Source organism: Devosia ginsengisoli (assembly GCF_024707105.1).
Lineage (GTDB): Bacteria > Pseudomonadota > Alphaproteobacteria > Rhizobiales > Devosiaceae > Devosia > Devosia ginsengisoli_A.
The window spans coordinates 147,025-167,832 of the sequence record NZ_JANQAJ010000006.1; the positions used below are offsets into that span (position 1 = coordinate 147,025).

Annotated in this window: 18 protein-coding genes, 1 tRNA gene and 1 pseudogene; 7 read left to right on the top strand and 13 right to left on the bottom strand. The window is 62.2% G+C overall.

From position 1 onward, the window contains the following. Positions 1–143: 143 nt before the first annotated feature. The 3 genes from NVV79_RS04395 to NVV79_RS04405 all read right to left on the bottom strand — a co-directional run bounded on the left by NVV79_RS04395 (position 144) and on the right by NVV79_RS04405 (position 2,963). Entirely contained in the window at positions 144–1,529 is a 1,386-nt protein-coding gene (locus tag NVV79_RS04395; protein ID WP_303986649.1) for a hypothetical protein, read from the bottom strand. 163 nt (positions 1,530–1,692) lie between these two features. Next, positions 1,693–2,442 carry a hypothetical protein gene (locus NVV79_RS04400; protein ID WP_303986651.1) on the bottom strand — a complete coding sequence of 250 codons (750 nt, stop codon included), beginning with the start codon at positions 2,440–2,442 and terminating at the stop codon, positions 1,693–1,695. 65 nt (positions 2,443–2,507) lie between these two features. Continuing rightward, positions 2,508–2,963, bottom strand: coding sequence for a hypothetical protein (locus tag NVV79_RS04405; RefSeq protein ID WP_303986654.1), 456 nt, complete (start codon positions 2,961–2,963; stop codon positions 2,508–2,510). 166 nt (positions 2,964–3,129) lie between these two features. Here NVV79_RS04405 and NVV79_RS04410 point away from each other — a divergent pair, with 166 nt between their 5' ends. After that, on the top strand, positions 3,130–5,238 hold the full coding sequence (locus tag NVV79_RS04410; RefSeq protein WP_303986655.1) for an ATP-binding protein: 2,109 nt from the start codon (positions 3,130–3,132) through the stop codon (positions 5,236–5,238). Then, the gene (locus tag NVV79_RS04415; RefSeq protein ID WP_303986657.1) at positions 5,235–5,873 is read left to right on the top strand and encodes a response regulator transcription factor; all 639 of its coding nucleotides are present in this window, start codon (positions 5,235–5,237) and stop codon (positions 5,871–5,873) included. Before NVV79_RS04410 ends, NVV79_RS04415 begins: the two co-directional genes overlap by 4 nt. 7 nt (positions 5,874–5,880) lie before the next feature. Here NVV79_RS04415 and NVV79_RS04420 read toward each other — a convergent pair whose 3' ends face one another. The 3 genes from NVV79_RS04420 to NVV79_RS04430 are packed head-to-tail and all read right to left on the bottom strand — an operon-like array spanning position 5,881 to position 8,316. Then, complete coding sequence (locus NVV79_RS04420; protein WP_303986659.1) at positions 5,881–6,468, bottom strand: hypothetical protein; 588 nt, start codon at positions 6,466–6,468, stop codon at positions 5,881–5,883. Then, positions 6,468–6,737: a hypothetical protein gene (locus NVV79_RS04425; protein WP_303986661.1), complete on the bottom strand. Its 270-nt coding sequence runs from the start codon at positions 6,735–6,737 to the stop codon at positions 6,468–6,470. Before NVV79_RS04425 ends, NVV79_RS04420 begins: the two co-directional genes overlap by 1 nt. A 13-nt stretch (positions 6,738–6,750) precedes the next feature. Beyond that, positions 6,751–8,316, bottom strand: a complete 1,566-nt coding sequence (locus tag NVV79_RS04430) for a hypothetical protein (RefSeq protein WP_303986663.1) — start codon at positions 8,314–8,316, stop codon at positions 6,751–6,753. Between the two features lie 33 nt (positions 8,317–8,349). Between NVV79_RS04430 and NVV79_RS04435 the strand changes: the two genes are divergently transcribed. Continuing rightward, on the top strand, positions 8,350–9,294 hold the full coding sequence (locus NVV79_RS04435; protein WP_303986665.1) for a hypothetical protein: 945 nt from the start codon (positions 8,350–8,352) through the stop codon (positions 9,292–9,294). Then, positions 9,266–9,895, top strand: a complete 630-nt coding sequence (locus NVV79_RS04440) for a hypothetical protein (RefSeq protein WP_303986667.1) — start codon at positions 9,266–9,268, stop codon at positions 9,893–9,895. The genes NVV79_RS04435 and NVV79_RS04440 overlap by 29 nt, the downstream gene beginning before the upstream one ends. Positions 9,896–10,314: 419 nt before the next feature. Here the strand turns inward: NVV79_RS04440 and NVV79_RS04445 are convergent. Next, positions 10,315–10,391 (bottom strand) — tRNA-Arg (locus tag NVV79_RS04445). 556 nt (positions 10,392–10,947) lie between these two features. On the opposite strand from NVV79_RS04445, the pseudogene NVV79_RS04450 reads away from it, so the two are divergent. Beyond that, positions 10,948–11,283: pseudogene (locus NVV79_RS04450) on the top strand (transglycosylase SLT domain-containing protein); the annotation flags it as partial. Positions 11,284–11,285: 2 nt separating this feature from the next. On the opposite strand, the gene NVV79_RS04455 reads toward NVV79_RS04450, so the two are convergent. Next, the gene (locus tag NVV79_RS04455) at positions 11,286–11,732 is read right to left on the bottom strand and encodes a response regulator (protein ID WP_303986670.1); all 447 of its coding nucleotides are present in this window, start codon (positions 11,730–11,732) and stop codon (positions 11,286–11,288) included. A 146-nt stretch (positions 11,733–11,878) separates the two neighbouring features. Here NVV79_RS04455 and polA point away from each other — a divergent pair, with 146 nt between their 5' ends. After that, a complete protein-coding gene (gene polA / locus NVV79_RS04460) occupies positions 11,879–14,794 on the top strand; it encodes a DNA polymerase I (protein ID WP_303986671.1) in 2,916 nt (971 codons plus the stop codon). 74 nt (positions 14,795–14,868) lie between these two features. Here the strand turns inward: polA and NVV79_RS04465 are convergent, their stop codons facing one another. The 3 genes from NVV79_RS04465 to NVV79_RS04475 all read right to left on the bottom strand — a co-directional run bounded on the left by NVV79_RS04465 (position 14,869) and on the right by NVV79_RS04475 (position 16,864). Continuing rightward, positions 14,869–15,450, bottom strand: coding sequence for a hypothetical protein (locus NVV79_RS04465; protein ID WP_303986672.1), 582 nt, complete (start codon positions 15,448–15,450; stop codon positions 14,869–14,871). Between the two features lie 179 nt (positions 15,451–15,629). Beyond that, positions 15,630–16,118: a Panacea domain-containing protein gene (locus NVV79_RS04470; protein ID WP_303986673.1), complete on the bottom strand. Its 489-nt coding sequence runs from the start codon at positions 16,116–16,118 to the stop codon at positions 15,630–15,632. A 452-nt stretch (positions 16,119–16,570) separates the two neighbouring features. After that, complete coding sequence (locus NVV79_RS04475; RefSeq protein WP_303986675.1) at positions 16,571–16,864, bottom strand: GIY-YIG nuclease family protein; 294 nt, start codon at positions 16,862–16,864, stop codon at positions 16,571–16,573. Positions 16,865–17,020: 156 nt separating this feature from the next. On the opposite strand from NVV79_RS04475, the gene NVV79_RS04480 reads away from it, so the two are divergent. Next, entirely contained in the window at positions 17,021–17,491 is a 471-nt protein-coding gene (locus NVV79_RS04480) for an isoprenylcysteine carboxylmethyltransferase family protein (protein WP_303986677.1), read from the top strand. A gap of 120 nt (positions 17,492–17,611) precedes the next feature. On the opposite strand, the gene tsaE is transcribed toward NVV79_RS04480, so the two are convergent. Next, positions 17,612–18,028 (bottom strand): tRNA (adenosine(37)-N6)-threonylcarbamoyltransferase complex ATPase subunit type 1 TsaE, encoded by a 417-nt coding sequence (gene tsaE, locus NVV79_RS04485; RefSeq protein ID WP_303986679.1) that lies wholly within the window; start codon positions 18,026–18,028, stop codon positions 17,612–17,614. Further along, a complete protein-coding gene (locus tag NVV79_RS04490; protein WP_303986680.1) occupies positions 18,028–20,415 on the bottom strand; it encodes a PAS domain-containing sensor histidine kinase in 2,388 nt (795 codons plus the stop codon). The genes tsaE and NVV79_RS04490 overlap by 1 nt, the downstream gene beginning before the upstream one ends. Positions 20,416–20,808 lie beyond the last annotated feature (393 nt).

Here is a 20,808-nt window from a genome sequence, read left to right on the forward strand (position 1 = left end):
TACGCGTCCCAAGACCGCCTCACGTGCCAGCCCCAGTTCGCTCCCAAGCCATACAGCTCTGTTGGACAGTGACTCGATGCCATCCCTGAGCGCTGATCGCTTTTCGCGGTCCGTTTCGCTGCCCAGTACCCGCTCAAGACCGGCTATGCACCATGTTGTATCGTAGAATTCGTTGTCCGGCGCGGGCTCTGATGCGGGTGCAGGGTCGGATGCGGGCACCGACCATGAATCCACCATGGCTTGCAGGTTGTCGACATCAAGCATTGCGCCCACATCGACTGCCGCTTGCGCGCAGGATTGATAGTCATAAGACAGTCGCGACTCCCCGCATTCGTAAGGGGTCGCGAGAATTCGTAGGCGGCCTGATGGTAGGACTCCACCTCCACTTCCGCCAGCGCATCGTCGCTGAGGCCCAGCCCCTTTGCTTCGCGCAACATCCGGAAATGCAGGTCCCCGATGAGACCCTCTGCTCCCGAAACACTCAGCTTGCTGTACGCCGGCATATTGCCGTCCGTGATGTAGTGCATGGCCCCATAGCACCAGGCGTTGAAACGGAAATCGGCACTCAACGGATAGTCCCAGCCCGCTGCCGCGAGGGCGGGACGGTCCGGCGTCGACTGCGCCGGATCGGGTATATTATCGCCGATATCAGTCGGTGCCAGGCTAAGGCAGCTGATCGGATCAGCTTCGAACTTGCCCCGGTCCCCGGACTGGGTGAAGGCTTCAACCTGGGCAAGCGCCAAGTAAAGATAGCCCATCCGCAGCATGTCATTGTCGTTGGCCGGAACGCCGAAAAACTCGAAAATCTCCGTTCGCATAAGTTCCGCCGCGCCCATTGCCACTTTCGCGTCTGCAATTTGCTCGGCGGTGCCCTCCAATTTGCCGCGCTGATCCAGAATAGTCAGCGTGTCGCCACACCACAGCCGCCGGTGCATGTTCTCGTATGGGTCGACATAAAGCGCCTTGTTGCGCATACCGCTTAGCCCTTTGGCCATACATGCGTCATAAAGCATTCGTTCTGCGCCGGTCAGTGTGCCACCGTTCGCTCGCTCCGCGGCAGATGCAGTCTTGACCACCATGGCCTGGTCATAGGCAATGAGCGCTGCGCCCTCGATTCCCCTCGCTTCGCCCAAGCGCTTGTAACGGGCCGCCGCATCAGCCATTGCGAACGCTGCCTGCATGCGGGCCGCATCGTCTGGATAGCCAAACCGAGACCCTTGATTGGCCATGAGATTGAAACACCAGGAATTGAATGCCAGCGGGTCGAAACCGATCTGCTCGACTGGTGGAATAGCAAGAGCGAGGTCCGTGGGCGGATTATCTGGGCCAGACATAGTCTGGCTTTCAGCCTGCGATACCTCGCTCCGGATTGGACCGGACATTTGCTGCCCCAATGCAAATCCTTCGGGAGAGACATATCCTGCACCGGATGACGGCTGGGACGGCAAAACATCGCCGGGTCCCGGCGAGGCTTCCACCCCTGCCAGCACTGCTACAGAAAGAATGACGATCCAGGTCCACCGCTGCATAACTGTTCTCAACCCCGCGAGCTTGGCAGTTACCGCTGCCCATCTCCCATGCTATCTGGCCGCTACCCTACCAACAGTACCATCCCCCGTTCGGGGGGCAGGCGAACATGGCTTCGGCAGCTTTCCGGCCACATAATCGGGACGGCGCTGGAAGAGCGTCCGGCTAGAGATTGGTGGCCGTCTGTGCCGACATTTTCCAGGATCCGCCTGCATCCCGGGTGAAGCAGATGCCGCTGGCATATGGCTTGCTGATCGCCACGTTTTCAAAATTGAGAAAACCCGAGCCACCGTCCGGCAGATGCACGGCGATCCAGCCTCCCGGCGCGTCGGTGGCATAATCCAGTCCGTACAGCAGGTCGGCTTTCAACATGCCTGCCGCACGCGCACCATGACTGGGCTGCACGAGCACCGCGACCGGCGCTTCGACGTAGAACAGGTTCGAGGTCTGTATATCGAGATGCTCGCCCAGGGCTATCACGGCAGCACGGTCAAACCCCCGATAGGCATAGGTGCAGATCGCACCCTCGAGCAAAGGATCGCGGCCCCATGCCTGCCCATCGATAATCGCGGCAATGATGAAGTCCCGCTCCGCCGCGACTGCGAAGGGCGTGACGTCGCTGCCATCGAAGGGCTGCTCATAGATGCCGCCAATGTTGTCGGCCAGGGCCGTCAGGGCGAGATCAATTGTCTCGAAGGGACCGATTTGTTCCATACGCCGCGGCAGGCCCAGTTCTAGGGCGCCATCAATGAGGGTGAGGCGTGGCGCGAGCATGGCGCCGATTGCCGGGCGGTCATCGCTGCGCGATGCCTGCAGCAAAGTCGCTGCTGCTTCGACAAGGTCGGCGGGCGGCAACACCGCTTCCTTGGGCGCCAGCGGCACGGGTGCATAGGGCTCGCCACCGAGCGCCACCATTATGAACGAGGCGGCCGCCAGGACAGTCACACCCACGAGGAGGCGAAGTCTGGATGTGGACCGCTCTAGCATCTGCGAAACACCATTGGGCTCCCCCAACGAGCCTTTCCCGTTGCCAGGTCAACGGAATAGACAAAGAACTCATCCTTGCTGACCCAGACGGCGATGCTGCTCTCGCCCCATTCGGGTAGCCAGGTCGTCCGCCCCGAAAAGGACATGAGCTCGAACTCGGTCTCAATGCCGGATGAGGACTTGTATGAAAGCTTGTCGGCTCCATTAGCCGTCAACTCAACCGCCGAGGAGCAATCGACAACTGGCTCTCCGTTTATGGTGCCGGTGCCTTCGGGAAAACCCAGCCACCAGCGACCGGAAAAAGGCTCTGCGACCCCATTGGGGATCTCCGGCACGCCCTCTCGAGGGAACTCCATCGCTTCAGGCGCCGGCGCCAGAATGATGATGGCAAGACAACTCAACAACAAACCAAAAAGAAATTTCCTGGACAACTTCGCTATTGTTCGCACGTAACAATCTCCCGAGACGTCCTGACTTCGATTGATTACCGACAAGGTTCTATACAGTTCGCCCGCTGCGTGGCATCCCCGGTTCAGAGGATTACGGAGGGGCAACGGGAATGGCAGGATCGCTCTGAAAATGTCGTCATTCGATGCACAATTGCAGCTGCCGCCCATGGCGCGGCTTCTGGCCGCCCTTACGATTTTTGTCGTTTCAGCGCTGGCCGCGCTTTGGCTCGCCACGGCGCAACCATGGCTGGGCCTGGTCCTGCAGGCCGGTGATGACGGGCTGGTGGTTCTGGTCGATGTGCAGCGCGAAGATTTGCCGAACGGCTTGCGGCCGGGCTCGCGCATTGCTCGCATCGGCGCGGTCAATCTGCATGCCATGGATGTCATGGAGGAGCCCGACACACTCAACAGCTATGCGCTGCTCAATGAATTTCGGGCACGGCAGGCAGAGCTGTCAGTAACGCTGAACCAGCCTCAGGTGCTTGTTGGCTTCGCCGGGGAAAACCAGTCCATACAGACCGTCGTGGTTGCCCCTTATGCCGGACGCCCGGCATGGTCGCTTCCATTCGAATTCTGGCTGCAACTGTTTGTGGGTGGCGCCGGCGCACTCGTCGGCGGCTGGATTTGGGCCCTCAAGCGTGACCGGCCAAGTGTGTTCCTGGCCATTTCCGGCTTTGGCCTGATGGCATCAGCCCTGAGCGCATCTGTTTACAGCACCCGCGAACTGGCGCTGGATGCCGAGCTGTTTCGTATGCTTAACGCCGGCAACTTCGTCGGCACCAATATCTTCGGGCTCGCATTGATCAGCCTCCTGCTGTCCTATCCGAAGCGGATCGGCGGTTCCCTGGTGATCCTGGCGGTTTGGACAATCGGCCTTGGCGCGGTTGTCGCGCAATTGATGCAGCTCATGCCTTCTCAGTCCATCGGCTCCTATGGGCCGATGCTGGCTCAATTCTGCATCATCCTGGCGCTGGTTGCCATCCAGTTCATCGCCTCCCGCCGTGCGCCACTCGCGCGTGCAGCGCTCGGCTGGTTTGGCCTGTCCATCCTTTTGGGCACCAGCGTCTTCGTTTTCACCATTGCCGTGCCCGCAATGCTGGGCGTGGAACCGCAAACCCGCCAGGCGCATGCCTTCGGCATCATCCTGATCATCTATTGCGGCATTGCCATCGCGGTGGCGCGCTACCGGCTTTTCGACTTGGGCATATGGTCTTTTCGGCTGACGTCGTACCTGCTGGGTGGGATGCTGCTGATCGCACTGGATGCGGTGCTGATCTATGGCATCGCAATCGAGCGCATCCCCGCATTCGGATTGGCGCTCCTGGCCGTTGCGATGCTTTACCTGCCGCTACGCAATTTTCTGGGAAACATGCTGGCGCGCCGCACCGGCGTCGATCCGCTTCGGGTGCGCGAAGTAGTCGACATTGCGCTGACCTCAAATGCGACGCTGAGGCAGGAGAAGTGGCGCGGTCTGCTCGATAGCGCCTTCGCCCCACTCAGCATCGACCTGGCGGCACCGACAGACCATGCGCGACTTGTCGATGGCGGGCAGAAAATGCTTGTGCCCTTCACCAAAGGCACGCCGGCAATGTGCCTGCATTATGCTCATGGCGGCAGGAAGCTGTTTTCGCAGACCGATGCCGACCGTGTGCAACAACTTGTTGAACTGATGGACCATGCGCTGGCCAGCCGCGATGCGCAGGAGCATGGCGCGCGGCAGGAGCGTACGCGAATGGCAAGGGACCTCCACGACAATATCGGCGCCCAGTTGCTGCGAACTCTGCACAGCCGGGACCCGGAACGCAAGGACGCCATCATTTCCGAAACGCTGACCGACCTGCGCGACATCATTAACAACGCTCAGGGAACTGGTCTGGTCCTGTCGGAAGTCCTGGCTGATCTCAGGTTTGAAACCGACGAACGGCTGGCCGCCATTGACATGGAATTGCGCTGGGACATGGAGATCGACGAGACACAGGCGGTCGATGCGCGACTGGCGCACACCCTGCGCTCGATTATCCGCGAAGCTGCCAGCAACACGATCCGCCATGCCCGGGCCCGCAACTTTGCGGTGAGCATGCGCGTGTCGGCTGGTGAGCTTCATGTTCACATCAGCGATGATGGCGTGGGCCTGAGCGACCACGTTGGCTCGCATGATGGCGGGCTGGTCAATATGGCGGCGCGAGCGGAGGGGCATGGCGGCGCTTTGACCATTTCGTCCGACAGCGGCACCCATGTCTTTGCACGCCTTCCGCTGGAGACGCCATCGCCATGAATGTTGAAACATTGCTCATCGTCGAAGATGTGCCCGAGGCCCTGGCCTGGCTTGCGGATCTCGCACAGAAAGCCTTTACCGATGTTAGGGTGGGCAAGGCCCGGTCCGTGCGCGAGGCGGCGTGCCGGATAGAGGAGGACCAATGGGACATGGCGCTGGTCGATCTGGGCCTGCCCGATGGTTCGGGGCTGGACATCATTCGCCGGCTCAAGATGGTCTCTCCAGACACGATATGCATTGTCAGCACAGTTCTGGGAGACGACGCGCATGTGGTGGCCGCCCTCTCGGCAGGGGCACAGGGCTATATCCTCAAGGGGCAACCCGACGCGGTGGTACACCGGCAATTGCTTCAACTGCGTCATGGCATTCCAGCCTTGTCGCCTGCCATAGCCCGACGGATCATGGAGCACTTTCAGCGCACCGGTCCGGTAGATGGCGAAAGCCAGGCACTGACAGCGCGCGAGACCGATGTGCTGAGCATGGTCTCGAAGGGCTTCCGCAATGCCGAAGTGGCGCAAGCGCTGGGCCTGGCAGAATCCACCATCGCCACCCATGTCAAAAGCATCTACCGAAAGCTGGGCATTTCCTCGCGCGCCGAGGCGGCCCTCCATGCCGCCCGGATGGGCCTGACCTGAGGCGGCCTCAGGGCCAGGCCCGCTCCGGCAGTTCATCGCGGCAAAGGTCTGGCTGGAACACGCCACGCGGCATCGGATCACGATCGGCAGTGGCATCATCGGTCAACTGGCCGGCGCCATACCACAGGCTCAGGCCTATTTCAGGCACCATGACATAGGCCGGCGCCGGCTCGCCCTCATTGGGCGGCTCGAACCAGAACGTCATATCCTCGTCGAGCGCGTAGAACCGCAGCGAGCGCAGGACATCGAGGTCTGGTGGATCATCACTGCCCAGCGCGAGCAGTTCGCGAGGCCCGTCCGGCGCAGCATCGGCGCGAGTGGGATCGGTCACCGGGACCAGGGTCATGCCGCTATAGCCGTTGGATACCGAAAAGGTGAACCAATAGGTGCGCTGGGGCGTGGTGAGGTACATATAGAGGTCGGACGCGATCGAGGCGTAATTGTGCGAAGGCTGGAAGCCGATCTCGAAACGGTCTTCGCCATCCAGCAATTCATAGACGGCGCGTTCGGCAGGGCACTCATCCGCAGCGAGTGCGGGGCTGGCCAGACCGAGGAATACGGCCGGGACCAATGCGGAAAGCAGCCAATTGCGCATCACGACACCTCAAGCGGGGGAACAACCGAAACCAATGGCGCACTAACAACAAGCAGCGCGACAGAGCAAAAAATAATCAGGCGCAGGCGCGAATAGCGTGGATGTGTCAGTCCCTCCCTGAAGGCGGCGAGCGAGTTTCTGAGCCCTGGCATTGTGCTGCCCGAGCGCGCAACGGCGAGGCGGCGCAAGGCAGACAGCCACCAGAATGCAGCTATGGCAAAGATCAGAAAGACGAGACCCTGAACGATCAGCAGAAGAACAAGCGCCATTTCCGCCACCGGCCTATTGGCACATCAGGGCGTGGCCCCGAAAGTTGAAACTACAGGCCAGAAAGTCCTGCACTGCGACCGCGGCCTCCAGGTCATCCGGCACAGTCTTGGCCTCGATTTCCACCAGGGCGGCCATCCGCCCTTCATCGTCATAGAGGCTGAACCACAGGAAGGGCCGCCCGGACGGATAGGTGCCGCCATAGACGAAGCCATCAGACGACTCCGAACCGAGGTCATATGTGACGTTTCTGTTTGTCAGGGCGGTCTTGGCGTGTTCGAGCAGCAGATGATTGCCCATCTGCACGACAATGCGATGATTGCCGTGCTCCAGCGTATCGGCCGAATGGGTGGACACTGCGACGGTCATGGATGGGTGGAACTCCGGGCGCGGCATGCCACCGTCGACCAGAAAATTCTTATTGAAATAGTCGAACTTCTGGAACCTCAGATAGTCCAGAACGTCGGTGACCTGATCCCCCATGGTCACGAATGGATGCGTGAACATGGAATTGAAGCCGCCCTTCTTGAACAAGCGTCGGCTCGCGGTTTCGCCCGTCCCCAGGCTGGACCAACCCTGCGGGCGGTGAAAGAGGCTGACGAGGGGCCGCGCGGCGCCGCTGATGCCGGGGGCTGTGTAGAGCGCAAGGTCGACATCGCCCATCAGTCCGGCCTGTTCGGTTGGCAGGCCGCAATAGGTAACACCAAGCGGGTTGTCCGGCCCTATTCTGAAGCCGCTCAGCTTTTGACCAGCCTCGTTGACCGCGAAATCGCTGAGCAGTGTCTCCGAAATCGCTTCGGGCTCCGCATCGATGAAGGCACTGCGGTGATAGGCCAGAAGGCGCAGGCAGGCATTGCGGATCGCCGCGCTTTTATCGCCGATCCAGTGGCCGAGGGGAGATGGTGGCAAATGCGTGCGGGTGACGTAGTAATCTTCGCCCGTCTGCACATCGTAGCTCTCGTCAGGACCCATACTGACGATATGGGAAAGCACGCTGGCATCGATATTCCAGTCGACCAATTGCTTGATCATCAAAGCGATATCGTCCCGGCTCGCGCCCAGAACTGCGCCCATGCCGAAATCGGCGACAAGCGTATCCAGGTCGTCCGGCGCAAAGTATGGCGCGTGGAAGCCCAGGATAGCGTGTGGTTCGACCATGCGGTCGACATAGACTCCGACGCCATCCTGGCTTGAAAATCCCGAACCGCCCAGGAAGGCAAAGGCACAGGCCGAGTAGCAACTTGAACCGGCTTCGACCACCGTGGCCACGGCCCTTTCGCGCAGCAGCAGCGCCAGTTTCAATCCCTCGATGTAATTCCCGCCGGGGCTGCTCAATGTCAGCACGGCACAATTGCCGCCTTCTGCCGGCAGCGCGGGGACGTCGCACTCCAGGACTTTATCAAAAAGGCTCGCCAGCGCCTCGGCGTCCCCTTCCATGACCGCGCCTGCGTAATGGAGATGAGGCACGAAACGCTCGGCAGAAAAATGATTGGAGACCAGCCACATGTCTGCCGCCCAGCCCGACGTGGCGAAGAGTCCCAAGGCTAGAACAGCCAACAATTGCCGCGCAAACAGGATCATGTCGTCTCCTCCCGAGTGCAGCGGACGATAGTGATGATGCCCAGCCTGCAATATACCCCGATCAGGGGAGGGAGATATTGCCGGCACCCCGTTAAGCTGCCGCCGATACTGAAGAATCGAGATATTGAGCAGCAATTGATGTCGAAGTTTACTGTGGTTCTGACCACCGCCGCATTGCTGGCGTTCAACGTGTCCGCGGTCTCTGCACAGGAGGCGGAGATTATCGCACTGGGCGATGGCTCGACGATCACTGTCGAGGACTATCTTCTCGAAACATCGGACACAGGCCCCACCACCATTGTGGTGAGGGCCCGGCCCAACTTCGATCCCGAGCCTTTTGGAGCCGTTCCCTCGGATGACTTTGCCCGCAAGGTCCAGCCCCTATGTTCGGGCCTCGTGCAGTTTAGCCGCGCGGCGATTGAAGAGGAGGATGCAACGGCCGTCCGTATCCGTTGGGACTTCGACCCCACTTATGACACGGGTGCAGAGGGCGGCGTCACGATCAGTCGATTTCACGAGTTTGTCTTCGCGCTCGACGGGAACCTGATGTGCATTCCACAGCCGCTGGGTGTTGGCCCGGACAATCTGGAGCCCGATCTGCCCAGCGGACTGCCCGTGGTGTTGCGGTACATCGAGCCCGGGCCGCGCGCCCGGCAGCTGACGCTGACCTACGAGGTTGCTGCCGAGCTTGCCGATATTTCGACGGAGAAGCTCGAGAACGCGGCCATAGAGCTTTGTATTCTCCATGCCGATCTCGTGCTGGCAGAACAGAACAGGTATTACGGACAACGCGAGACCGAGCTAGTGGCGCTGGCCTTTGCCCAGAGTGATGGACGCGGACAGGAGCTGGAGCGTCGGGTGCTTTTCGGCGTCGAAGGCAATCGCTGCAAGACCGGGCTGAGCCAGCCACTGGCCGATGCCATTCGCGGCATGGCAGGCAGCGAGACCAGTGCCGATCCCACCGAAGCACAGCAATGAGTGCGATCAAGGATGGCGGGCCGTCCTTCCACACGGCGAACGGCTGCTTTGGCATTGCCGCCCCAATGGCGGCGTCCAGATATCTGACTTCTTCACCCCGCGATTGCCCTTCGCGCTGGTGTTCACCGCCTTTGCAATCTTCTGGATGGCGGCGACCTCACAGATGGCTCAAATGGGCCCCGCGAGTGGCGGCGCGCTCGACCTATTCCCGCTGTTAGGCCTATCCTTCATGTTTGTCGGACTATATATGGCCTTCGGCATTCCGTTCTGGGATGCCTATGAGCGCCGGCATTCCTCCTATGCCCTGACAGACGAGGCGGCCTATATCGCCATGGACCTGTTCGGACGGCGCAGCCTGAAGCGCTTTCCCATCAGCGACATGAATGCACTTGAGCTGGAGGACGGGCCGCAAGGCACCGTGTGGTTCAATCGTGACGTGCAGGTGTACCGGAAAACCAGCAGTTACCGAACCACCAATTCGGTTCGCCAGACCTATACCACCACAACCAGAACAGGCTTCAAAGGCATCGACGCTCCCCGGACCATTTACCAGATGATCCTCGGGCAGATGCACAGGTCGCATCATGCCACATCAAGTTGACTGCTGGCAGTGGACGATGGCCAACTCCGAGGCCCTACCAGCGCCACTGTGGAAGTCATAACAAGGGCTCTACCCAAGTCATGCACAAACGGGTTAGTCAGCTTTCCGCTCCAGAAGAACGTGAGGCAGTCCTCCCCGCGCAATGGCCGCTTTCCGTATGCGGTATCTAAAAGCGGACTGACTGCTATCGGCCCCAAAACGGCCGCTTGTGGACTGCTGCCCTTGTGGGCAGCGGTCGACCCTCACCATCGTCAAGAGGCGCAGTTTTCGGGCCGAACCTGGGTAGATGTGGTTTCATGGCGGCCGAAACGGCAGCCATATAGCACACGAAACCTGCCCTGGCGCTTACGCGTGGCTTGCGCCTCATGTGGCGGCGCGGTCTCAGTCAAGACCTAACCCATTGAAGTTTATTATTTAATTGGCGCACCCGTCGCGATTCGAACGCGAGACCTCTGCCTTCGGAGGGCAGCGCTCTATCCAGCTGAGCTACGGGTGCATCCGTCACGCGGGGCGGGGCCCCGGCTGAACAGGGCGCAACCTAACCAAAGAGGGTGATGCGCGCAACGGGCGTTTTGCGGCAATCCCCGCGCTTGCATCGGCGGCGCGCATGGCTGCGTCACGAGCCGCGCCGTGACCGCATAATGCTCCCATTCTCAACTGGCCTCCTTCCGCGACACCCATTCCGGCCTGTCAGCGTGCGGAGCGGCCGGAAGCGCGGAAACGCAACAAAGCGCAACACAATCGCGGCCGGGCACGGGCCATGCCACCAAATTGCCTTTCTGCTGCCGCGATTGGGCCCTATCGCGCGGAAGGCGAAAATCGGCTAGAGCAACGGCATGGCAAGAGCGACGATGATCGGGGATGGCGCAAGACTGGCGGGCGCGGCGGCAATGCTGGCGCTGCTGGTGTCGGGCTGCTCGATGAGCGCGCTCAAGCCGGCGCCCGGTCCGGCCACGGCGGCGCTGGCCAATTTCGCTACGCCGGAAGGCCACGTGCCCGATGCCGATGTGGTGCCCGAGGCGCCCACCGCACTCGGCTATGCCGATAGCTCGCTCGATCCGCTGATCGCCCATTATGCCCAGCAATATGCGGTGCCCGAGGCGCTGGTGCGCCGCGTCATCGTACGCGAGAGCAATTACAATCCCGCCGCCCGCAACGGCCCCTATTACGGCCTGATGCAGATCAGCCATGCCACCGCCACCGGCATGGGCTATCGCGGCTCCCCCGCCGGCCTGCTCGACGCCGAGACCAACCTGCGCTATGCCGTGCGTTACCTGGCCGGTGCCTATGTCACCGCCGGTGGCAATCAGGACCAGGCGGTGCGCTTCTATGCCCGCGGCTATTATTACGACGCCAAGCGCGCCGGCCTGCTCGAAGAATCCGGCCTGCGCTAGAGCAAGCCGCTCCCGGACGCGGCGCGGCTGGCGCCAGCAATCTCAACGGGATCGCCATTGCCCACCCGGTCACCACCGGTAGCCAGTGCCCGCTGCAGGCAGGCGAGCAGTTCGGCCTGCTGGAAGGGCTTACCGAGGCGCGGCAGGTCGCTCACCTCACCGCCCGGCAGTTCGTCATAGCCGGTGGCCAGCAAAACCGGCAGGGACGGCCGCAACTGGCGCGCCCTGGCCGCCAGCTCCACCCCGGTCATACCAGGCATGGAATAATCGGTGATCAGCAGGTCGATGGCGTCGCCGCGTTCCAGGATATCGAGCGCCTCGCGACCCGAATAGGCCTCCAGCGCCCGCAGGCCCATATCCTCGATCATGTCGGCCGTGCCGATATTGATCAGCGCGTCGTCATCGACGATGAGGATGGTGGCGGGGATCTCGGCGCCCGGCATGGCTGGACCTTCTGTTGCGCAATAGCGGTACGCTATTCGCCGATCGTGGTGCAAGTGAGGCCCATGGGCAAAACCCGGCCGCCGGCCCTTTGCCCGCCCCGCCATCTGCCGTAAAGTCCGACGCTCTCGCCACTGGAATCGGTTTCATGCATCTGCTGCTCGTCGATGGCTCGGGCTATATCTTCCGCGCCTTTCACGCCCTGCCCCCGCTCAACCGCAAGTCCGACGGGCTGCCGGTCGGCTCCGTGCAGGGCTTCTGCAACATGCTGTGGAAGCTGATGGAAGACCTCAAGGGCGAGGACGAGCCGACCCATATGGCCGTTATCTTCGACCATTCCGGCAAGACCTTCCGCGATGATTTCTATGCCGAGTACAAGGCCCAGCGGCCGCCGGCGCCGCCCGAGCTGGTGCCGCAATTCCCGCTGACCCGCGCCGCCACGCGCGCCTACAATATTCCCTCCATCGAGATGGAGGGCTGGGAGGCCGACGACATCATCGCCACCTATGCCTGCCAGGCGCGCAATGCCGGCGGCAAGGTCACCATCGTCTCCTCCGACAAGGACCTGATGCAACTGGTCGAGCCCGATGGCTCCATCCGCCTGCTCGACACCATTCCCCGCCCCGGCCAGCCGCCCTTGCGCTGGATCGGCGTCGAGGAAGTATTCAACAAGTTCGGCGTCACGCCCGACAAGGTCATCGACGTGCAGGCTTTGTGCGGCGACAGCGTCGACAATGTCCCCGGCGTGCCGGGCATCGGCGTCAAGACCGCCGCCGAGCTGATCAATACCTATGGGGACCTCGAAACCCTGCTCGAGCGCGCCGGCGAGATCAAGCAGAATGCCCGCCGCGAAAAGCTCATCGCCAATGCCGAGCTGGCCCGCATTTCCAAGCGCCTCGTAACCCTGGAGCAGAAGGTTCCGGTCGAGATCGGCCTCGATGGCCTTGCCCGCCAGCCCATCGAGCCGGGCAAGCTCTTCCCCTTCCTCAAGGCGATGGAATTCCTCACCATCACCAAGCGGCTGGGCGGGCTGATCGGGGCCGATCCCGACGCCTGGGAGGCCGATCCCGCGCTTGCCGCCGTGCCCGCCTCCCCGGTCGGCTTCAACAACGAGGCCCGCGCCGAAGCCCGCGCGGCGCGGCAGGAGGCCGAGGGCCGCGCCGGCTCGCCCGTCGTGCTCCATGCCGCCGCCGCGCACGAGGCCACCCGCGCCATTCCGTGGAACAAGGACGCCTACGAAATCATCCGCGATGCGGCCCACCTGCAACGCTGGATCGACGCCGCCTATCGCGAAGGGCTCGTCGCCGTGGATGCCGAAAGCACCGGGCTCGACAACCAGACGGCCGATCTCGTCGGCCTCTCCTTCGCCACCCAGCCCGGCAATGGCGCCTATCTGCCGCTCGGGCATACGACCGGGGAAGGCGACATGTTCGGCGGCGGCCATGCCGAAGGCCAGATGGATATCCGCCAGGCGCTCGACATGCTGCGGCCCCTGCTGGCCGACAAGGCGATCCTCAAGATCTTCCACAATGCCAAATACGATCTGGGCCTGCTCGCCCGCTACGACATCGCCGTCAACAGCCTCGATGACACGCTCCTGCTGAGCTATTCGCTGGACGGCCCGCAATTCAACACCATGTCCGAACTGGCCGATCACTGGCTCGGCGTGCCCGGCCAGTCGATCAAGGACCTGATCGGGTCCGGCAAGGGCCAGATCACCTTCGCCCAGGTGCCGATCGACAAGGCCGCGCTCTATGCCGCCGAGGACAGCGACATGACGCTCCGCCTCTGGCGCATCCTCAAGCCGCGCCTCGCCGCCGAAGGCATGACCACGCTTTACGAGACCATCGAGCGGCCGCTGGCCCCGGTGCTGGCCCGTATGGAAGGCCGCGGCATTTCCGTCGATCGGCAGATTCTCGCCCGCCTCTCGGGCGATTTCGCCCAGCGCGCCGCTGCGCTCGAAGCGCAGGCCTATGAACTGGCGGGCAGTAATTTCAATCTCGGCTCCCCCAAGCAGCTCGGCGAAATCCTCTTCGACCGCATGGGGCTCGAAGGGGGCACCAAGACCAAGACCGGCGCCTGGTCCACCGGCGCCGATGTGCTGGAAGACCTCGCCCTCAAGGGCGTGCCCCTCGCCCGCACCATTGTCGACTGGCGGCAGCTCACCAAGCTCATGGGCACCTATACCAATGCCCTGCCCGAATACATGAATGCCCGCACCGGCCGCGTCCACACCACCTATAGCCAGCACTCCGTGCTGACCGGGCGCCTGTCCTCCAACGATCCCAACCTGCAGAATATCCCGGTGCGCACCGAGGACGGCCGCAAGATCCGCACCGCCTTCGTCGCCGCGCCGGGCAAGCTGCTGATTTCAGCCGACTACAGCCAGATCGAGCTGCGGGTCCTGGCCCATATTGCCGATATCCAGGCCCTCAAGGACGCCTTCGAGGAAGGGCTCGACATTCACGCCATGACGGCATCGGAAATGTTCGGCGTGCCGGTCGAAGGCATGCCGTCCGACGTGCGCCGCCGCGCCAAGGCCATCAATTTCGGCATCATCTACGGCATTTCCGCCTTCGGTCTCGCCAACCAGCTCGGCATCGAGCGCTCGGTGGCCGGCGACTATATCAAGACCTATTTCGAGCGCTTCCCCGGCATCAAGGACTATATGGACGAGCAGCGCCGCCGGGTAAAAGTGGACGGCTATGTCTCGACCATTTTCGGCCGCAAGATCAACTTCCCCAACGCCAATTCCAGCCACGCCGCCGAACGCAGCTTCGTCGAACGCGCCTCCATCAACGCCCCCATCCAGGGCTCGGCCGCCGACATCATCCGCCGCGCCATGATCCGCATGGAACCGGAACTGAAACAGGCCGGCATCGAAGCCGACATGCTGCTGCAAGTGCATGACGAACTGATCTTCGAAGTCCCCGAGGGCACGGAAGACACGGCCATGCCGGTGATCAAGCGGGTGATGGAGGGGGCGGCGGAACCGGCGGTGAGGCTAACCGTGCCGATCCAGGTGGACGCCCATGCCGCACGGGATTGGGATGGGGCGCACTAACGTATGGCGGACGTAAATCGCTGCAGTGAGCGATTTTAGCAGATCAGGTCCAGAGAGCTATGCTCTTTGGGCGATTACTTGTCGTCAAAAAGAGTGGGGTCGCTAGTACGGGTGTCCTCACCAGCCTCGTCGGAAGCCCTATCAGCCGCGACTTTCTCAGCGGCAAGTATCGCCCTAGCCTCCTCGCGTGCTGCGAGGTACAGCATAACTTGGTCATTCAGTTCGCTTTCAGGCAAGAGGTCGTAGTCTCCTCTGGACCAAACCTCAGATTCTCGGATGCCTTCGGAATTCTTAGGAAAGAACAGGAACTCGGCCGGGGAGTTCAGATAGTCAGTCAGCGACAGAAATGCGTCTTCGCACACCGTGGCCAGAAGACGGCGCTGAGATATGCTCAGCTGGATTTGACTCCACCCGCATAAAAAAAGCGGTACGAATCGTTCGTGCTCACGAATTACAGATAGTGGAGCGACTGGAACTAAGATGTCCCTTGAGACCCTAAACCATTGCCTCTCGAAGCTCACTGCGGCAAATTTAGGGTACTTTCGGTTCACATCATATTCAAAGAAGGCATCAACCAATGCCCTGTTCTGACCCCTCCCTGCCGGCGCGCCCGAACGTTGAGTAATCGCAACCGCTGTATCGTAGTCGATACCCAAAGCTAGACGATCTCGTATAGCAGACGATCCAGTTTGATACGTAAATCGAGGCATCCCGCGCACGAATGACAAAATGGACTTTGTCGTTTCCGGTTGCGTGCTTCGCACGAAACGAACCCAATTATGACTAGAAGGAGGGCGATCCAACTTCGAAATTGCCTTACTCAAGTCTACTGGCATCAGTGTCTCCAGCCTTCTTTAAGCCACGCCAATATAGATTCATTTGAGATACGCATTGAGGCGTTAGTCATGGTGTCATGATTCCAAGCACGATCCCAAGGGCCACCTTCGACGTGGGATTCAGCTCTCATAGCGCTAGCGGACAACGCGGAATATTTATGCACTAGCGGCCGAAGCACCGCGAGCATTTCAAGTGGCAGATCAGCATTGGCCACTTCTTCTTTGCCTGTCCGCGGGCTCAGCGCGGTTGCTCGACCCAAGATCGGCGCATCGCCAAATGCTTTGAATTGAGAATAGAGTTCACGAAAAACTGGCCCATGTTCCCACGCTTCGATCTTTGCGGTCACAAGTGGCCGCTCAGTTAAAGCGAGCATGTCAACGTGCAAGAAATAAACGAGCTTGTTGATTTGCATATTGGAGAGGGGGCGCCCCTCTTCCTCTGCTAAATCAAGCGCCAAATTAGCGATAGCTCGTACATCGTAAACCACGATCTACCATATCTGTTTTCTATTTGTTCTACAACAGATGAGCTGCCAGTGGGCACGGAAATCCACAACGAAAAACCCTCACGACCCTGGGGGGTCATACCGGCGCAGGCCGGGATGCATGTCCGTGATGCCCGAAACCACCAGCTTGAGGATAACGCCGCGAATGGATCCCGGCCTCCGCTAGAATGACATCGCGGTTGGGCAGGTTTAGCGCTCGTCGGTTCCTGATGAATCCTTCTATACGTCCCACCTGACCACACCCACGGTGTCACCCCGGCCTTGAGCCGGGGCCCATCCCGAGATCGCCCCACATCCGCAAGGTGGGACGAATGACCACCGCGTCCATCCAGCCATCTCAGGATGGATCCCGGCTCAAGGCCGGGATGACATCGCGTGTGGGGCAGGTTTGGTGTCCTACTCCCCATACGCGCCACCGCCGGGCGCAAGCCCCTCTACTTGATGATCTCCCACCACAAGTCCCGCCAATCGGGGTTCGTTTCCTCGATCAGCGCGTCCTTCCACGGCCGCAGCCATTTCTTGAGGCGTTTCTCGTGCCGGATGGCCGCTTCGATATCCTCATGCACCGCGAACCAGACCAGATGCTTGCAGTCATGCGTCTTGCTGAAGCCATCAACCAGCCCCTCGCGGTGCTCATGCACGCGGCGCAGGAGATCATTGGTGACGCCGGTATAGAGCACCCCATGCTTGCGATTGGTGACGATGTAAACGAAGTAGTTCTGCCCCATCCCATCACAAAAGCATGGCACCACTGAGCCATCAACCCACCTTGCCGCCGCGAACTGAGCCGCCTTCCGGGCAGGGGCCACTTGTCCCCACGTCCGGCCGCCATGCCATACTCAGGCCGTTTGCGCGCAGCGCCCCGCCGCGCCTATCATGGAGCCATGCCCGAGACACCGCGCCAGCCGCTTATCCCCGATGCCTATGCCGCCATGGTAATTGCCGGCGTGCTGTTGCTCGATTTCGTCGTGCCCCTGCCGCTGCTGCCGCCGGCCGGGCTGACCGCGCCGCTCACCTGGGCCGGCATTGTCCTCGCCCTTTGCGGTTTCGTGCTCGAAATGCGGGCGGCGCAGGCGCTCACCGCGGCGGGCACGACCACCAGGCCCAACGCATCGCCGCAGGCGCTGGTGACGTCAGGGCCCTATCGTTGGAGCCGCAATCCCTTCTATTGCGGGCTGCTGCTGGTACTGGCCGGGGCGTGCCTCGCCGTCAGTCTCGAATGGGCGCTGCTCGGCCTGCCGCTGCTCTGGCTACTGCTCGACCGGCTGGTCGTGCCGCATGAGGAGGCCAGGCTGGCGCAGGGTTTCGGCGCCGAATGGTTCACCTATGCCGGCGCCACGCGCCGCTGGCTCTAGAAGCGAAAATCCCAATGGATCATGCGGGTTCCCGCCCACCGGCAGGCGCATTTTGCCGCGCCAGATGCGCCGATCGGTGGTGCTCGATGCTAACAGTCCGTTAACACTAAGGCCGCAGTGCTAACGCGTCACCGTCACCACGCGCCCCACCCCGTCAGGCGGGATGGCGAGGCTGACCGTGAGCGTCGCCGCCGCCACGATTTCGGGCGACCGCGCCGCCCATTCGACCAGCACGATGGCATCGGGGTTGTCCAGCAGCCCCAGTTCGTCCACCTCGCGTGGGTCGCCCAGCCGATAGAGATCGGCATGCAGCACCGGGCCCTTTGCCGTGTCATAGGGCTGCACCAGAGCAAAGGTGGGCGAGGGCACATCGAGCGCGGGATCGCCGGCCAGATGGCGGATGATGGCCCGGGCGAGCGCCGTCTTGCCTGCGCCAAGATCACCCTCCAGCACCACCAGATCGCCCGGTTTCAGGGCGTTTGCGAGCTCCACCCCCAGGGCTGCGGTCGCGGCATCGTCGGCCAGCAGCCGCTCCATTACTCGGCCACGCCGGCCATGGCGCTGTCGCGCGGCAGGTTGACGATGATGCGCGAGCCGCGCGGCTCACGCTTCTCGGCGCTGATTGTGCCGCCATGCAGATTGACGAAGGTCTTGACGATGGCCAGCCCCAGTCCGGCGCCGCGCTGGCGCCCGGTCGGCGTATCGATGCGGGTCTGGATGGCAGCGCGCATTTCGTCAGTGATTCCAGGGCCTTCGTCCTCGATGACGAAGAGCATCCGGTCGGCCCGCTGGCTCACCGACAGCCTGATTTCTCCGCCCGGCGGCGAGAAGCGGGCAGCGTTGGATAAGAGGTTATAGAGCACCTGCACGATGCGCGTGCCGTCGGCGATGAAGGGCGGCATGCCGTCCTCGATATCGACCACGAGATTGATCGGCTTTTCGCCCGAAATCTCCGGGAAGGTGGCCGACAGGCCAGCCCGCGCCTTGTCGATAAGTGTTGGAATATCAAGCAGTTCCGGCCGCAGTTCGGCAATGCCGGCATCGACCGAAGCCAGGTCGAGAATATTGTCGATGAGCACGCCCAGCGTCACCGAGCTGGCGCGGATATAGTCAATATAGGCCCGCTGCCGTTCGTTCAGGCTCCCGCCCTCGCTGCCCGCCAGCAGGTCGGCAAAGCCGATGATATTGGTCAGCGGTGAGCGCAATTCGTAGGAGACATTCTCGACGAAGGCGTCCTTGAGCAGGTCGGCCGCCACCAGCGCATCGTTGCGCTCCTTCAACACCTTGGAATAGCTGGCGCTTTCGGTGACATCGAGGAAGGTCATCATGGTCTGCCCGTCGGGCAGGCGGGTGATGGCATAGTCGAGCAACCGCCCATCGGAGCGGTTGAGCCTTCCGGTCTGGTCGGAGCGGGTGGGGTTGAGGTCGATGATGCCGCGCTTGAGATCGCGCCAGATGCTGGCGCCATCCTCGGGGATGGCCCGGCCGGTCACTTCGGCGATCTGGTCGATATGGGGGTTCTGCCCCAGTTCGTTGACCGGCAGTTTCCACAGCGCAGAAAGCCGCGGATTGCTGAGGGTCAGCCGCCCATTGGTGCCGAACACCGCCACGGCCTCGCTGAGCGCATTGATGGTTTCGCGCTGCACGTTGGAGAAGGCCTTGTTGGTGCTTTCGAGCTTGAGCCTTTCAGTAATGTCTTCAAAGACATAGATGACGCCGCCTTGCGGGCCCGACGGCGCCGAAATCACCTTGATGGTGCGGCCGTCAGGCAGGTGCCAGGGCTCGTTTTCATGCGGCGTCTTGCGCGTGTAGCTCTGCAGATGCTGGCTGCGCCAGGTCTGGTAATCGACCTGGTTGGGCAGCATGCCATCGGTGCGCAGCTTGTCGAGAATGGCCCGCTCGTCGAGGCCGGGCACCAGGAATTTGCGGCTCAGATTCCACAGTTGGGCGTAGGCTTCGTTGAACTGGATCAGCTCGCGCCGGGCATTGAAAATGGCGATGGGCGTGGTCAGCGCGCCGATGATGCCGCCGATATGAGCGAGGCCCGTCTCGGCAGGTCGGGTCTCGGACCGGGGACGCAGATAGCCGGCGCGGCCGCCGGCAATGGCGCATTCGATCAGATCGAACGCGCCCTGCCCCGGCCAGGCGATGGTCATGGCTTCCGGCTCGTCCGCCCCGGCACAATCGAGCAGGTGCTGGCGCAGTTGGGCAGTATCGAGCAGCTCGGGCGGCGCCGCCTCGGTGCCGGTCTTGCCCAGCGCCCGGGCCAGCAGCAGATAGGGCTGGTTGGCATAGACCAGCCGGTCGTCGCGATTGCGGATGAAGGCGGGGTCGGCGAGCGTGGAAAGCACGGCGCGGATACTGGCGAGATCGCCGGTGGCCGGTGGCGGCGCCAAAGCCGGCTCGGTTTGCGGTTGCAGGAAGGCGGGCCGCAGCCGCATGGCCGCGCCGCCGCCCAGCACCCAGCCATCGGCGCGGATCAGCCTTCCATCGAGCGCATTGAGGCTGACGGCAAAGGCATGGCCATGCACGCGCAGGTCCTCGAGCAGGCGGGCCAGCTTGTCGGCGTCGCCATGCGACAGCCAGCTTGGGAAATTGAGCACGCTTTCGGGCTGGCGGCCGGGCGGCAGCACCGAGGCGGCCTGGCCGAGCAGGCGCGGCGCGCCCTCGCTGTTTTCGGTCCACAGCACGGTGACTTCGCGCGTGCCAGACAGCAGCGCCTCATATTCGTCCACCATGGCCCGCAGCCCGGCAATCTGCCCGGCGGCGCGGCGGCGGGCGGCCTTGCCGTCGGCCAGCATGGTGCGGATGACCGCCATGGCCATGAGGGCGAAGGCCCCGGCGCCCACGGCAATGGCAAGCGGCGCGGCGCCGACGAAACTCGCCGCATTGAGGCCCTGTGCGAGGGCGGGGACCGCCGTCATCAGGGTAAGAGGGGCCGCTGCCAGTGCTGCGAATCCCCAATGCTTCCGGAATCGATCCGGCGCCATGCGCTGCCCTCTAGGTCAAATTCATTGTTGCCAGCCCGGCTGCGGAGCAACCGGTACGCTTCAACTCGAGCGAAGGGACCAAACGCGGAGTCCGCACGGAATCCGGTCCTCTTCGAACCAGCCGCATGTCCCCCAGCGGCCGAATCACTATGACCATACCGGCCCAGGGAATCGGCTAAAAGAGTCTTAATGACTGTGCATTGGGGGCAAAGTATCGATATCAGGGATTGACGGAGAACGAAGCAGCAACGCGCAACGACCGCAGAAACGTGGTCCGCCAAACGCACATCCTGCCCAAACAACCCCCACCCTCAATCCCTCCCCGCA

What these genes read in the sequence shown, in the direction of transcription:
- NVV79_RS04395 (WP_303986649.1), bottom strand. Translation starts at nt 1,529, where the DNA reads ATGCAGCGGTGGACCTGGATCGTCATTCTTTCTGTAGCAGTGCTGGCA.
- NVV79_RS04400 (WP_303986651.1), bottom strand. Translation starts at nt 2,442, where the DNA reads ATGGTGGCGCTCGGTGGCGAGCCCTATGCACCCGTGCCGCTGGCGCCC.
- NVV79_RS04410 (WP_303986655.1), top strand. Translation starts at nt 3,130, where the DNA reads ATGGCGCGGCTTCTGGCCGCCCTTACGATTTTTGTCGTTTCAGCGCTG.
- NVV79_RS04415 (WP_303986657.1), top strand. Translation starts at nt 5,235, where the DNA reads ATGAATGTTGAAACATTGCTCATCGTCGAAGATGTGCCCGAGGCCCTG.
- NVV79_RS04420 (WP_303986659.1), bottom strand. Translation starts at nt 6,468, where the DNA reads ATGCGCAATTGGCTGCTTTCCGCATTGGTCCCGGCCGTATTCCTCGGT.
- NVV79_RS04425 (WP_303986661.1), bottom strand. Translation starts at nt 6,737, where the DNA reads ATGGCGCTTGTTCTTCTGCTGATCGTTCAGGGTCTCGTCTTTCTGATC.
- NVV79_RS04430 (WP_303986663.1), bottom strand. Translation starts at nt 8,316, where the DNA reads ATGATCCTGTTTGCGCGGCAATTGTTGGCTGTTCTAGCCTTGGGACTC.
- NVV79_RS04435 (WP_303986665.1), top strand. Translation starts at nt 8,350, where the DNA reads ATGATGCCCAGCCTGCAATATACCCCGATCAGGGGAGGGAGATATTGC.
- NVV79_RS04455 (WP_303986670.1), bottom strand. Translation starts at nt 11,732, where the DNA reads ATGCCGGGCGCCGAGATCCCCGCCACCATCCTCATCGTCGATGACGAC.
- polA (WP_303986671.1), top strand. Translation starts at nt 11,879, where the DNA reads ATGCATCTGCTGCTCGTCGATGGCTCGGGCTATATCTTCCGCGCCTTT.
- NVV79_RS04475 (WP_303986675.1), bottom strand. Translation starts at nt 16,864, where the DNA reads ATGGGGCAGAACTACTTCGTTTACATCGTCACCAATCGCAAGCATGGG.
- NVV79_RS04480 (WP_303986677.1), top strand. Translation starts at nt 17,021, where the DNA reads ATGCCCGAGACACCGCGCCAGCCGCTTATCCCCGATGCCTATGCCGCC.
- tsaE (WP_303986679.1), bottom strand. Translation starts at nt 18,028, where the DNA reads ATGGAGCGGCTGCTGGCCGACGATGCCGCGACCGCAGCCCTGGGGGTG.
- NVV79_RS04490 (WP_303986680.1), bottom strand. Translation starts at nt 20,415, where the DNA reads ATGACGGCGGTCCCCGCCCTCGCACAGGGCCTCAATGCGGCGAGTTTC.